Here is a 13719-nt window from a genome sequence, read left to right on the forward strand (position 1 = left end):
TACGCGAGAAGGGGGCCCGTTCGGGTCGGGCCCCCTTCTGTCTGCGCCGTCACCGCCCGCCGCGTTACGTCACGCGGCAGCCGCCCTCCGCCCCGGCCGCGCCATTTCAGGCGGGCAGATAGTCGAAGGTGTCCGGATCGCCGCCCTGCCGTCCGGCCGCACCCCGGTCGAGCGAGGTGATCCGCTCCATCGCGGCGTCGTCCAGCTCGAAGTCGAAGATCCGGAAGTTCTCCTCGATCCGCTCCGGGGTGGTCGACTTCGGGAAGATGACGTCGCCGCGCTGGACGTGCCAGCGGAGGACCACCTGGGCCGGGGTCCGGCCGATCAGCTCGGCGATGTCGGCGACCGTCGGGTCGTTGAGCACGTTTCCCTGCGCGATCGGCGACCAGGCCTCGGTGATGATGTTGTGCTTCCGGTCGTAGGCCCGCACTTCCTCGTTGCCGAAGTACGGGTGCACCTCCACCTGGTTCACCGCCGGCACCACCCGGGCCTCGGTGATCAGCCGCTCCAGGTGCGCCGCCTGGAAGTTCGACACCCCGATCGAGCGGGCCCGCCCGTCGCGCTGGAACTCCTCCAGCGTCTGCCACGTCGAGACGAAGTCGCCGTCGTAGAGGGTGGGCAGCGGCCAGTGGATCAGGAACAGGTCGATGTAATCCATCTTCAGCGTCGACAGGGTCGACTCGAACGCCTTGCGGGCGTCGTCCGGCCGGTGGAACGCGTTGCTCAGCTTGCTGGTCACGAAGACCTCGCCCCGGTCCAGCCCCGAGCCGCGGATCGCCTGGCCGACCTCCGCCTCGTTGCCGTACATCTGCGCGGTGTCGATGTGCCGGTAGCCGATCTCCAGCGCCCTGCCCACCGCCGCCGCGGTGTCTCTCGGCTCGATCTGGAAGACCCCGAAGCCCAGCTGCGGGATGGTGTTGCCGTCGTTCAGGCTGATGCGGGGAATGGTGTTCGCCACTTCGGCTCCTTCGTCCGTCTTCGGGCGTCCGGGCCGGAAGGGCGCGTGCGCCCGAGCCGGCGAGGACCTGCCGTCCGATACCCATACCCAGCCCGGCCGCCGCCTCACGGGCTCGCCGCGGGTGATCCGGACCACCGGGTCAACCCGCCTCGTCGAAGAGCACCGGCCACGGCCGCCGCGCCGGTGCCACCGGCGGGCCGGACGACGCCGGCTCGGTCTCGGCCAGCACCTCGGCGGCGAGCTGGCCGAACATCGACGCCGCCGGGTGCGCCGAGCGCTCCGGCCAGGCCGCCGAGGTGCGCTTGACCAGCGGCGCGCCGGCGATCGGTCGCCAGGCGATGCGGGGTTCCCGCCGGGCGGTGGTCGCCGGCTCCACCGCCACCCCGCCGCCGGCCAGCACCAGCCCGAAGAGGAACTCCGGGTTGCGCGCCGGTCGGACCCGCCCCGGCCGGAAGCCGTGCTCGGCGCAGACCGCGAGCAGGTGGTCGTGCCAGCCGGGCGCGGTAGCCCGGGGCGCGGTGACCAGGTCGAGGCCGGCCAGCGCCGCCAGCTCCACCTCCCGGGCCCGGGCCAGCGGCGAGGACCGCGGCACCAGCACCCCCAGCGGTACGTCGACCGGCGCGCCGAAGCGCAGCCCGTCCGTCGCCGCCGGGTGGTGCACCAGTCCCACGTCGAGCCGCCGCTCGGCGAGCATCCGCAGCTGCTCGCCGCTGGTCAGCTCGTGCAGCTCCACGTCCAGCCCGGGCGCCCGGTCGGTGAGCCGGTCCAGCAGCGCGCGCAGCGTCACCGCCGGCGTCTCCGGCGGCACCCCGGCCCGCAGTACGCCGAGCGCGCCGGCGCGTACCTGGTGCATCAGGTTGCGCAGCCGTCCCTCGGCGGCGAGCAGCTCCTCGGCCTCGCCGAGCAGCAGTTCACCGGCGGTGGTCAGCCGGACCTGGCGGCGGGAGCGGTCGAAGAGTTCCACCGCCAGCTCCCGTTCCAGCCTCTGGACGGACTGGCTCAGCGGCGGCTGGGCCATGCCGAGCAGCTCGGCGGCCCGCCCGAAGTGCAGCTCGTGGGCGACCACCACGAAGTGCCGCAGATGTCGGAGCAGGTCCACTGGGCGGACCCTACGCCGTGCCCGGCACCGGGGGCGGCTCGGCGGGTGGATACCGTGCCGGGGTGGCAGTGGGGGAGCTGATCGAGGACATCTTCGGCCGGGCGGGGGTGACCGCCAGCCTGCACGTGGTGGACATCGACGCGAACGGCGCCGGCGAGCAGGTGCCGGCGTCCGGCGCCGCGCGGCCGGTCGGCGGTGGTCGGGAGGTCGCGCTGCGGGCGGACGAACAGGTGGTGATCGCCTCGATCTTCAAGATCCTGCTGGTGCTGGAGTTCGCCCGGCAGGTCGACGCCGGCCAGCTGGACCCCACCGAGCGGGTGCTGGTCACCGCCGCGGACCGGCTCGGCGGCTGGGGTTTGGCCGGCTGCGCCGACGACGCCGAGGTGTCCCTGCGCGACCTGGCCTACTTCGCCATGTCGGTCAGCGACAACACCGCCGCCGACCTGCTGCTGCGCCGGGTCGGCGCGGACCTGCTGCCGATGCTCGCCGCCGAGCTGGGGCTGGCCCGTACCCGGATCGTCGGCGGGCCCCGGGAGCTGGTCGAGATGATGCTCACCGACGTGGGGGCGCGGACCGAGGCGGAGTTCGCCCGGATCTTTCCGACCCTGCCCGCCGAGCGGATCCGCGCCATGCCGGTCTTCGACCCGCAGCGGACCACCTCCAGCACCGCCCGGGAGATCACCCGGCTGCTCGGCCTGATCTGGCGGGACGAGGCCGGCACCGCCCCGGCCTGCGCCATGGTCCGCGGCTGGATGGCCCGCCAGCTCTTCTGGACCCGGCTGGCCGCCGGCTTCCCGCCGGGGGTGCGGGTGGCCGGCAAGACCGGCACGCTACCCGGGCTGCACCTGGAGGCCGGGGTGGCCGAGTACCCGGACGGTGGCCGGTACGCGATCGCGGTCTTCGCCCGCACCAACGAGCTCGCCACCCGCCGCATCGAGGTGGACCTGGCCATGGGGGAGGCCGCCCGGGTCGCGGTCGAGGCGCTGCGCGGGGAGTGAATCTTTCCCGGCTGACCCGGCGAGAGCACGGGGGCTGAGCAGGTCCGATATGCCCCGGCATATCGACGGTGCGGCTGGTGAATCTTGGACGTGGCCGGGGTGGCGTTGGTTGGCTCGGTGCCGACCGATCGCCCAGCACACGGGGAGCAGATCCGCATGTCCACTCTCGACCGCCGTCGCTTCCTCCGCGACGCCGCCGCCTCCACCGCCCTGGTCTCCGCCGGCGGGCTCGCCTCGACCGCGCTCACCGCCGCTCCGGCGCAGGCCGCCGCACCGGCCGCCGCGGCGCCCACCGGCCGCCGCGCCGGGCGGGTCAGCTTCCGCTGGTGGGGCACCGCCGGCTGGCGACTCGACATCGGCGACCGGACCGTCCTGGTCGACCCGTTCCTCAGCCGGATCGACACCGGGCTCTTCACCGGCGCCTTCAACACCGAGACCAAGCTGACCGTCCGGACCGACGTGGTCGACGCGCACGTCGACCGGGCCGAGACGGTACTGGTCACGCACACGCACTGGGACCACTTCATGGACGTGCCGTACATCGCCGGCCGGACCGGGGCCCGGGTGTTCGGCACGCTCACCGCCTACCACCTGGGGCTCGCGTACGGGGTGCCGTCCGGTCAGCTCAGCGCGGTCAAGGGCGGCGAGGTGCTGGACTTCGGCGACTACACCGTCGAGGTGGTCGCCTCGCTGCACAGCCGCAACGCCTCGTACGCGGTGGCCTTCCCCGGCGTGCGGGTGAGCCCGCCGGCGAAGCCGGAGACCATCGCCCAGCTGCCCGAGGGCGACACGCTCAACTACCTCGTCCGGGTGTCCGGCGGCCCGTCGGTCTTCTTCATGGGCGCCAGCGACTTCGTCGCCCGCAACCTCGCCGGCCTCGCCCCGGACGTGGCCATGGTGGCGCTGAACAGCACCACGGTGACCGCCGACTACGTGGCGCGGCTGATGGTGGCGCTGGACCACCCCACGGTCGTGGTGCCGGTGCACTTCGACAACTTCGAGACCGAGCTGCGCAACCCACCGACCGTGGCGCCGGCCGACCGCACCCGTCTCGACCAGCTGATCGCGGCGGTGCGCGCGTCGTCCCCGCGCAGCCGGGTACTGGTGCCCGAGTACCGGACCGCGTACCACTTCTGACGGGGGCCGGCGGGTGGTCGCGACACGCGGCCACCCGCCGGGGTCAGCCGGCGGCCAGGTCGGCCAGGGACCGTACCGACTTCCAGTTCCGGGTGGTCGCCACGACCCCGAGCTTCTTCTCCAGGTACGCGTTGGTGAACCTGGACCGGCCGTAGCCGCCCTCGGGAAAGTGCAGGTAGACCTCCCGCCCGGCCACGGTGAAGTTGACGTTCTCGCCGCCCGGCACGGTGAGCGCGTCTACCGTGGAGCGTTTCGGGGCGGCGTCGAGGAAGACCACCAGCAGCTTCGTCGGGTCGTCCTCCCGCTCGGCGTACGGGTTGCCGTCCACGGTCGCGGCCAGCTCAGCGGCGCTGCGCACCAGCACCGGCACGGCCAACCCCAGCTCGTCGGTTATCGACTTCTCGATGCCGCCGGCCAGCCGCCCGGCGTCGCGCCCACCACTGCCGAAGACCACGTTGCCGCTCTGCAGGTACGTCCGGACGTCGGCGTGCCCGAGTGCTTCCACCAGCCGGCGCAGGTCGGCCATCGCGATCCGGGTGGTGCCGACGTTGACCCCGCGCAACAGGGCGACGTACCGGGTCATGGCGTCCTCCTCGTTCGTCGGGGCCAGCCTAGAGCCGCCCGGTCGGGCCGGTGGGCCGCCGCGCACCAGTGGCTGCTCAGCCCGGCCCTCGATTGCCGACCGGCCCGGGCCGGCCGGCTGGCGGGGCGTCCCCGCGCGGGCCGGGTACGGCCGGGCCGACCAGGCCCGTCTCGTAGGCGACGATCACCAGCTGCGCCCGGTCACGGGCCGCCAGTTTGGTCAGCAGCCGCCCGACGTGCGTCTTGACGGTGGCGAGGCTGAGGTGCAGGTGCGCGGCCAGTTCCGTGTTGGACAGCCCTCGGGCGATCAGCGTGAGCACCTCGCGCTCCCGCTCGGTGACCCCGTCGAGCCGGCGCGGCAGCGGCCGGGCCGGCTCGGGCCGCCGGGCGAACTCGTCGATCAGCCGCCGGGTCACCGTCGGCGCGAGCAGCCCTTCGCCCGCCGCGACGACCCGGATGCCGGTCAGCAGCTCCGCCGGCGGGGTGTCCTTGAGCAGGAACCCGCTCGCCCCGGCGCGCAGCGCGCCGTAGACGTACTCGTCGAGGTCGAAGGTGGTCAGGATGAGCACCCGCACCCCCGCCGTCGCCGGGTCGGCGCAGATCCGCCGGGTGGCCTCGATGCCGTCCATCTCGGGCATCCGGACGTCCATCAGCACCACGTCCGGTCGGTGCCGGGCGGCCAGCGCGACCGCCTCCGCGCCCGTCCCGGCCTCGGCGACCGTGCTGAGACCGGGGGCCAGGTCGACCAGCACCCGGAAGCTGCCGCGCAGCAGCGCCTGGTCGTCGGCGATGAGCACCCGGATCATGCGGCGACGGCCCGGTAGGGCAGGCGGGCGGTCACCACGAAACCGCCGGCGGAACGCGGGCCGGCGGAGAACTCCCCGCCGTGCAGCGCCACCCGCTCGCGCATCCCGGTCAGCCCGTGGCCCTCCCCGGCCATCCGGACCGGCCGCCGGCCGTCGTCGGTCACCTCGACGCGTACCTCGTCCGGCGCCACGGTGACCGTGGCCTGGCAGGCGGCCGGTGCGGCGTGCTTCACCACGTTGGTCAGCGCCTCCTGCACGATCCGGTACGCCGCCAGCCCGACCGACTCGGGCACCGCCACGTCCGGTGCGTCGTGCCGGACGTCGACGCGTACCGCCACGCCGCCGATCGCGGCCTGGTCGGCGAGCCCCGGCAGCGCGTCCAGGCCGGGCGCCGGCGCGTACGCGGTGCCTTCGCGCAGCGCGCCGAGCACCCGGCGGACGTCGGTCAGCGCCGTCCGGCCGGTCGCCTCGATGACCCGCAGCGCGTCCCGCGCCTGGCCCGGATCGGACTCGGCGACGTGGTTGGCCACCGCTGCCTTCACCACGATCAGGCTCATCGTGTGGGCCACCACGTCGTGCAGCTCGCGGGCGACCCGCAGCCGCTCCTCGGTGGCGGCCTGGCGCACCAGCTGCTCGCTCTGTCGGGCGGCGAGGGCCCGCCGTTCCCGGATCGACCAGCCTAGCAACCAGGCCGGTGCGATCATCACCGCGCCGTAGACCATCGCGCCGGTGCGGGTCCACAGATCGTCGTCGGTCAGCGCCAGCGCCACGCTCACCACCACGAGGCCCGCCGCCGCGCAGGGCAGCGACCGCCAGGCGGGCGTGGTGACGGCCAACGTGTAGAACGCCAGCCCGATGGCGACGGCCGGCGCGGCGGCCGCGAAGTTCGGGATCACGCCGGTGGCGATCGCGGCGGCGGCGGTCAGGCTCACCGCGACCGACACCGCGACCGGCCACCGCCGCCGGACCGCCACCGGCAGCCCGATGACCAGCCCGACGAGCACCGACACCCAGACCGGCTCCCGGACACCCCCGTGCAGTGGCGACTCCAGCGCCGCGTACGCGCAGAGCGCCGCGCCGACCACCACGGCCAGCACACCGTCCACCAGGTACAGATCCACCGGCCGCAGCCGCCGGGTCAGCAGGTGAGCGCTCACCCGTCAGACGGTAGCCGTGAACCGGGCCGACCGCGTCGGCCGGAAGAAGGTCATCCCCGGGGATGACACCTTCCCGCCGCCGGGCGTCCGGCTACCTCAGGAAGCCGAGCGGAAAGTGCCGGCCCCGGCACGACGCGCCGCAACCGCCGGCCACGGCACCGTGACGGGCATGACGACACAGACGGTGACGCTGACCGGCCTACGGGTCGCGTACGGCTCCGGCCTGCGCCGGGTGACCGCGCTCGACGGCGTGACGACCGGCTTCGCGGGCGGCACGTTCACGGCGGTGATGGGCCCCTCCGGCTCCGGCAAGTCGACCCTGCTGCACTGCGCCGCCGGGTTGGACCGCCCGACCGAGGGGACCGTCACCGTCGACGGCGTCCGGCTGGACCAGCTGGGCGAGGACGAGCTGACCCGGTTGCGCCGCGACCGGATCGGCTTCGTGTTCCAGGCGTTCAACCTGATCTCCACGCTGACCGCGGCGCAGAACGTCGAGCTGCCGCTGCGCCTGGCCGCCCGGCGGCCGGAGCCCCGCGAGGTCACCGCCGCGCTCGCCGCCGTCGGGCTCGCCGACCGCGCCGGGCACCGGCCCGGCGAACTCTCCGGCGGCGAGCAGCAGCGGGTCGCCATCGCCCGGGCACTGATCACCCGACCGGCGGTGCTCTTCGCCGACGAGCCCACCGGCGCGCTGGACAGCGCCGCGTCCCGGCAGGTGCTGCGGCTGCTGCGCGGGCTGGTCGACGAGCACGGGCAGACCGTCGTGATGGTGACCCACGACCCCACCGCCGCCGCGTACGCCGACCGGATCCTGCTGCTCGCCGACGGCCGCCTCGCCGACGAGCTGACCGGCCCGCTCACCGCCGCCACCGTCGCCGCCCGGATCGCGGACGCCATGCCGGAGCCGTCGTGCTGACCGCCCGGCGATCGGCTGGCGCGTTCGTGGCCGTCGCCGTCGGGGTGGCGCTCGTCGCGGCGAGCACCCTGCTCCTGGCGTCCGGCCGGCCGCAGGTGCCGGACCGGCTGGCCCGCGCGGCCGTGCTCGTGCAGAGCCCTGCGGCGCACAGCCCGGCGGATCCGTTCCCGCCCACCCGGCCCTGGTCCTCGGCCGTGGCGACGGAACTCGCCGGCCGGCTGGCCGGCCTGACCGGCGTGGTGGCGGCCGTGCCGGACCGGAGCTTCTACGCCCAGCCGCTCGTCGAAGGCCGGCCACCGGCCGCCGACGGCCAGCGGCAGGAAGCTCACCAGGGGCACGGCTGGGCCAGCTCCCGCCTCGGCGGCCTGCGGTTGACCGCCGGCGAGCCGCCCCGCCGCGCCGGCGAGGTGGTCGTGGACGCCGCGCTCGGCCTGCGCCCTGGGGCTCCGGTCACCCTGCTGACCGCGACCGGAACGCAGCCGTACACGGTCACCGGCCTGGTCGACGCGCCCGGCGTGCACGTCGCGGACGAGGTCGCCGCCACTCTCGCGCCGGGGGTGCACGCCATCGGCCTGCTGTTGGCCCCGGACGCCGACCCGGACCGGGTCGCCGTCGCCGCCCGTAACGTCGTCGGCGACGACGCTCGGGTGCTGACCGGCGCCGACCGCGGCGCGCTGGAACCCCGCGAGGATGCCCGCACCCGCTGGATCGGCCTGCAGGTGCTCACCGCCACCGCCGCCCTCGCCGGCTTCGTCACCATCTTCGTGGTGGCCGCCACCTTCGCGTACGTGGTGGGGCAGCGCCGCCGGGAGTTGGCGCTGCTGCGCACCGTCGGCGCCACCCCCCGCCAGGTTCGCCGCATGGTGTACGGCCACGCCCTCGCGGTCGGCGCGGCCGGGGCGATCGCCGGCCTGCTGCTCGGGGCGGCGCTCGCGCCCGTCCTGGGTCGGCTGCTGATCGACGCCGGCTTCGAGCCGGCGACCTTCCGCGTCCGGTACACCATCTGGCCGGTCGCCGCGTCGCTCGCGGCCGGGCCGCTGGTCGCGCTGCTGGCCGTCGGGACGGCGGCCCGGCGGGCGGCGCGGGTGCGCCCGCTGGAGGCGCTTCGCGAGGCGGCGGCGGAGCAGCGTCCGATCGGCCGGCCGCGCGCCGTCACCGGTGCGCTCCTGGTCGCCGCCGGCGTGGCGCTCGGCCTCGCCACCGCCACCGCCGACTCCGCCCAGGACGGCGCGAACTTCGCCCTGTACGCGGTGATGGCCCTGGTCACCGGGGCCACCGTGCTCGCCCCGGTCATCGTCGGCCCGGTGGTCCGGCTGCTCTGCCCGCCGGTGCGGCGGCGGCGCGGCGGCGCGATCGGGCTGCTGGTCCGGGCGGGGGCGATGACCGCGACCCGGCGGACCGCGTCGACCGCCGCGCCGGTCCTGCTCACCGTCGCCTTCGCGGTGCTGGTGTCGGGTCTGGTGCAGACCTCCACCGCGGTCTACGCGGCAGGCCGGCTGAGCGTCGTCAACGCCGGCTGGGTGGCCCTCCCGGACCGGGCGCCCGGCCTCAGCGACCAGGCGGTCGCGGCGACTCCCGGCGCGGCCGTGCTGCCGACCACCGTCTTCGTCAACGCCGACGCCGCGCCGGCACCGATCCGGCCGCTCACCGCCCTCGGCGTCGACCCGGCGGCGTTCACCGCGGCGAACCGGGCGCTCACCGTCCTCGCCGGATCGCTGGCCGAGTTGCGCGACGACGACACGGTGGTGATCACCGCCTCGGCGGCGCCGTCATCCGGGTTGCCCACCGAGCCGTACCCGGTGGTCTTCGCCGACGGCGAGCGGGTGGCGCTGCGCGTCGTCGCGGTGGTGACCGACGACTCGCTCCCCGGTGACCTGCTCCTGCCCCGGGCCGCCGTACGGGCGCACGACTCGTCGGCGCTGACGTCCGCGGTCTACCTGGCCGAACCGGTCGACCCGCCGGCCGGTGCGCGGGTGGTCGACGTGGCCACCTGGGCCGCCGAGGCGGACCAGGCGGAGGATCGGCTGGTCTGGTTCGCCACCCTGCTGCTGATCGGGGTGTCGGCCGGTTACGGGGGCATCGCGGTGGCCAACACGCTGCTGATGGCCGCGGCCGGGCGGGCCGCCGACCTGCGGCTGGTCCGGTTGGCCGGGGCGACCCGGCGGCAGGTCGTACGGCTGGTCGCGGCGGAGTCGGCGTTGGTGGTGCTGATCGGCGCGGCGCTCGGCGGGGCGGTGGCGTTCGCCGGTCTGCTGAGCATCCGTGCCGGCCTGGCCGAGCAGGTCGGGGCGCCGGTGCGGCTCGTGGTGCCCTGGCCGGTGGTCGGTGGCGTCATCGGCCTGTGCCTGCTGCTCGCGCTGGCGGCGAGCGTCGCGCCGACCTGGCGGCTGCTGCGCCGCCGGGCGGTCACCGAGCCCGCCGGATGACTCCTCTTCGTGACACAGCTGTGACCCGAGGGGCCTGCACAGCCACCGTCCGAAGTGGTCTGCTGGGCGCATATTCCCTGGTCAGGCACGGTTTCGGTGCAGCGTCCCAGGGCTCGAAAGTGTTACATCGACGACTGGGCGGCCCGATCCGCCCAGCCTCACCGGCAGGAGGCAGCCGCGTGCGAATGAAACGAGCTAGCCGGATCGCGGCCGCGGTGGTGGGCGTGACCGCGCTCGCCTTCACGGTCTCGGCCCCGGCACAGGCGGACGACCACTTGAACCTTCCCGGAGAGCCGACCATCACGCTGCCGATCAACGACAGCGCGGCGGGTGGGACGTACAACCAGGACTTCACCCGGGTGTACGCCAACACCACCCCCGACGGCACCCCGGTCTACATCTACGTCCCGGAGGGCACCCCGCTGGACGGCTCCGCGCCGGCCGGGGTGGCCAGCCTGGATCCCCAGTTCGACCACAACCCGGGCGACGGGTTCACCCCCTGCGCCACCGCCACGGCCGCGCAGTTCGCCCTCACCCAGGCGCAGATCAACTATGTCGGCGACAAGCTTGCCGACCAGATCGTCGCCGTGGACGAGGAGCACTTCGGCCTGATGGACGCGGCCGACCCGGAGGAGCCGGCCAGCGACTCGCTGGTGATGGTCCTCTACAACATCCAGGACGAGGCGTACTACGACTGCGCGCAGACCTCGTACACCGCCGGCTACTTCGCCCCGGACTTCATCGACAGCAACGGCATGAACGTCATCGTCGTCGACGCTCTCGACTGGGCCAACCGGGTCGGGCCGAACGACTCGCCGTGGCGTGACGCCGACCCGGCCAACGACCGCCCCGAGCTGTACGAGGGCACCGTCGCCCACGAACTGGAGCACCTGCTGCACAACTACAGCGACCCCGGTGAGCTCTCCTGGGTCGACGAGGGGCTGGCCGACTTCGCCATCTTCCTCAACGGCCTGGACGCCGGCGGCTCGCACCTCACCAACCACCAGGTCTTCTACGAGGAGACCTCGCTGACCCGGTGGGGCGGCACGTTGGCCAACTACGGGGCCGCGTTCACCTACTTCCAGTACCTCTGGGAGCAGGCCGGCGGCAACGGCGATGGCACCTACACCCCGGACAAGCAGTACGACGCCGCCGGCGGTGACCTGCTCATCAAGACCATCTTCGAAGAGCAGGCCGACGGAATGACCGGCGTGCAGAACGCCATCAACACCTTCAACGCGGCGACGGGTGCCAACCTGCGCAGCGCCGAGGCGCTGTTCCGGGACTGGTCGGTGGCGGTCTACCTGGACGACGAGGACTCGCCCGTCTACGAGATCAAGGCGTTCAACTTCGGCGACCCGGCCGACACGACGTGGACCATCGACATCGCCGACGGTTCCTTCTGGGCGGGCCGGGGCAGCTACCAGGGAGCCACCCCGGAGGCGAAGTGGGCCCGGCTGAAGAACCGGCCGGACACCACCGCTGTGCCGTTCGGCATGTCGGTCGAGCGGTTCCGCAACCCGGGCCCGACCGTCGCGCTCGCCTTCGACGGCGAGGACGAGACGACGATCGCCCCGCACACCGGCACCACCCACTGGTACGCCGGCTACGAGAGCCAGTCCGACAACATCCTGGACGTCGACACCGCGGGCTCGGTCACCTCGCTGGACTTCTGGAGCTGGAACTTCATCGAGGAGGGCTGGGACTACGGCTTCGTCGAGGCGCTGGTCGGCGGCGAGTGGGTGACCGTGCCGCTACGCGACGACGCCGGGAGGACCGTCACCACCGACGACAACCCGCACGGCAACAACACCGAGGGCAACGGTCTGACCGGCACCTCCGGCGGCGCGTACTTCGTGGACGACCCGGTCTACGTGCACCTCACCGCCGCCGTGCCGGCGGGCGCCACCGACGTCCGGTTCCGCTACTCCACCGACGCCGCCTACCTGGACACCGGCTGGTTCGTCGACGACGTGCGGGTCAACGGCGCCGACGCCGCCCTCTCCTCGGCGACCGGTGACTGGTTCACCACCACCGGCACCCAGGACAACAACTGGACCGTCCAGGTGGTCGCCCACTGTGACCTCACGCCCGGCACCACCACGGCGGGGGAGACCACCGACGGCGCGGGCAACTGGGTCTACCGGTCCACCGGGGACCAGTTCACCGCCAGCAACCTGAAGACCAAGTGCGCCAATGGCAACCAGGACGACTTCGCCGTCCTGATCTCCAACCTGCCGACCGGCGACCTGACCTTCCTCGACGCGGACTACACGTTCCGGGTCAGCAACACCGGCAACAAGTAGCCGCCACGGCGGCCGACGGCGGGCCCGTACCGGATCACCGGTGCGGGCCCGCCCGCCGTATCAGCTCCCGCCAGCGGCCGGTCGCGACGGCCCGCGGCGGTTGGCCGTCGGCGCTGCGGCCGGTTCCCGTCGGGCCGCTCACACCGTCGGGGTCGCCACCGGGCCATGCTGCGGCTACCGTGCGCGGATGCGATCCGCGCGCCCGGTCGGGCTGTTCCTCGCCGCAGCCGCCGCCGTGCTCTGGGCGGTCAATCTGACCGTGCTGCAACCGCTCACCGAGCCGATCGGACCCTGGTCGGAGAATCTGCCGGGCAACAACACCTACTGGGCTCGCGACCTGCGCTTCGTCGCGATCCTCGGGGTGGTCCTCGGTCTGGTGCTCGCCGGGCGGGGCGACCGCCGGTGGAGCGCGCCGGCCGTGCTGCTCGGCGGCGGGTGGGTCGCCGCCGACCTGGCGCTCGACCGGAGCGATCCGACCGGCGCCGAGTCGACCGTGCTGCTCGCCGCCGCCGGCTGCGGGCTGCTCGCCGCGCTGGCCACCCTGCTGGCCCTCGTGGAGCGCAGGAGGCCCGGGGCCGTCGGCCAGCCTGCTGACCCGGCCTGGCAGCGGGCGTTGATCGTCGCGGCCTGCGTGGCCGGGGTGTCGACCATGGTGGCCGCCGGCATCGAGTCGCCGACCGACCGGGAGCCGGAGCTGCATCCGGCGGCCTTCGCCACCGCGGCGCTGCTGGCCGCACTGACCATCGGCTGTGCGCTGGCGGCGGCGCCGAGCGTGACCCGGGCCCGGGGCTGGCTGGCCGTCGGGCTGGGCGCGGCCACGGTGCTCGGCATCGGGCTGGTCCGCGCCGTCCCGCCCGGTCCGCGGGCGCTGCCCGAGGTGACCCTCGGCGCCGTGCTGCTCACCGGGGTGACCCTGCTGGCCTGGAGGTGGCCGGGCGGTCGCCCGGCCTGGGCGCGGCACGCGCTGGCCGCGGTCGCGGCGCTGATCGGCCCTATGGCGATGCTGCTCCTCGTCGGCATCTTCATGATCATCCTGCGGGTCGGGGCGCCGTTCACCGCGCTCGCCGGCAACAGCCCGATCCACGCCGCCGACTCCGACATCCTGATCTCGCTGGCCGGGCTGCTCGTGGGGCTCGGGATGGGGCTGCTGCTGGCCTGGCTGCCGGCGCTGGCTGCCGCTCCCGCCCAGGCGACTCGGCCGACCCGGCCCATCAGCTGACACCGAGGCCAGGGCGGTGCCGTCGGTTCTGCCCGGCACGAGCCAGATACCTCAGCGGCATAAAAATGACTCTGCGGTATCTGGCTCGTCGAGTGTCGCCCCCGGCCAACGGTCCGTC

The 13719-nt window shown here is 74.2% G+C and carries 11 protein-coding genes; 6 read left to right on the forward strand and 5 right to left on the reverse strand.

All coding sequences use genetic code 11. From position 1 onward, the window contains the following. Positions 1 to 106 precede the first annotated feature (106 nt). Positions 107 to 958, reverse strand: a complete 852-nt coding sequence (locus tag AB0C04_RS26930) for an aldo/keto reductase (RefSeq protein ID WP_357059629.1) — start codon at positions 956 to 958, stop codon at positions 107 to 109. A gap of 139 nt (positions 959 to 1097) precedes the next feature. After that, entirely contained in the window at positions 1098 to 2057 is a 960-nt protein-coding gene (locus tag AB0C04_RS26935) for a LysR family transcriptional regulator (RefSeq protein WP_357059631.1), read from the reverse strand. Between the two features lie 62 nt (positions 2058 to 2119). Between AB0C04_RS26935 and AB0C04_RS26940 the strand changes: the two genes are divergently transcribed. Together AB0C04_RS26940 and AB0C04_RS26945 are read left to right on the forward strand one after the other, a co-directional pair. Further along, complete coding sequence (locus AB0C04_RS26940) at positions 2120 to 3055, forward strand: serine hydrolase (RefSeq protein ID WP_357059635.1); 936 nt, start codon at positions 2120 to 2122, stop codon at positions 3053 to 3055. Between the two features lie 156 nt (positions 3056 to 3211). After that, positions 3212 to 4192: an MBL fold metallo-hydrolase gene (locus tag AB0C04_RS26945; RefSeq protein ID WP_357059639.1), complete on the forward strand. Its 981-nt coding sequence runs from the start codon at positions 3212 to 3214 to the stop codon at positions 4190 to 4192. A 43-nt stretch (positions 4193 to 4235) separates the two neighbouring features. Here AB0C04_RS26945 and AB0C04_RS26950 read toward each other — a convergent pair whose 3' ends face one another. From AB0C04_RS26950 to AB0C04_RS26960, 3 genes are all read right to left on the reverse strand, one after another. Then, positions 4236 to 4775 carry a DUF1697 domain-containing protein gene (locus tag AB0C04_RS26950; RefSeq protein WP_357059642.1) on the reverse strand — a complete coding sequence of 180 codons (540 nt, stop codon included), beginning with the start codon at positions 4773 to 4775 and terminating at the stop codon, positions 4236 to 4238. Between the two features lie 76 nt (positions 4776 to 4851). Further along, positions 4852 to 5580 (reverse strand): response regulator transcription factor, encoded by a 729-nt coding sequence (locus AB0C04_RS26955; RefSeq protein ID WP_357059644.1) that lies wholly within the window; start codon positions 5578 to 5580, stop codon positions 4852 to 4854. Further along, positions 5577 to 6737, reverse strand: a complete 1161-nt coding sequence (locus tag AB0C04_RS26960) for a sensor histidine kinase (RefSeq protein WP_357059647.1) — start codon at positions 6735 to 6737, stop codon at positions 5577 to 5579. The genes AB0C04_RS26955 and AB0C04_RS26960 overlap by 4 nt, the downstream gene beginning before the upstream one ends. A 169-nt stretch (positions 6738 to 6906) precedes the next feature. Here AB0C04_RS26960 and AB0C04_RS26965 point away from each other — a divergent pair, with 169 nt between their 5' ends. The 4 genes from AB0C04_RS26965 to AB0C04_RS26980 all read left to right on the forward strand — a co-directional run bounded on the left by AB0C04_RS26965 (position 6907) and on the right by AB0C04_RS26980 (position 13601). Beyond that, positions 6907 to 7650: an ABC transporter ATP-binding protein gene (locus AB0C04_RS26965; RefSeq protein ID WP_357059649.1), complete on the forward strand. Its 744-nt coding sequence runs from the start codon at positions 6907 to 6909 to the stop codon at positions 7648 to 7650. Beyond that, positions 7644 to 10076, forward strand: coding sequence for an FtsX-like permease family protein (locus tag AB0C04_RS26970; protein ID WP_357059651.1), 2433 nt, complete (start codon positions 7644 to 7646; stop codon positions 10074 to 10076). The genes AB0C04_RS26965 and AB0C04_RS26970 overlap by 7 nt, the downstream gene beginning before the upstream one ends. 185 nt (positions 10077 to 10261) lie before the next feature. Next, positions 10262 to 12382: a hypothetical protein gene (locus AB0C04_RS26975; RefSeq protein ID WP_357059654.1), complete on the forward strand. Its 2121-nt coding sequence runs from the start codon at positions 10262 to 10264 to the stop codon at positions 12380 to 12382. 187 nt (positions 12383 to 12569) lie between these two features. Then, complete coding sequence (locus AB0C04_RS26980) at positions 12570 to 13601, forward strand: hypothetical protein (protein WP_357059656.1); 1032 nt, start codon at positions 12570 to 12572, stop codon at positions 13599 to 13601. The last annotated feature ends 118 nt before the right edge of the window (positions 13602 to 13719 follow it).

Source organism: Micromonospora sp. NPDC048909 (genome assembly GCF_040649635.1).
In the GTDB taxonomy this organism is placed as follows: domain Bacteria; phylum Actinomycetota; class Actinomycetes; order Mycobacteriales; family Micromonosporaceae; genus Micromonospora.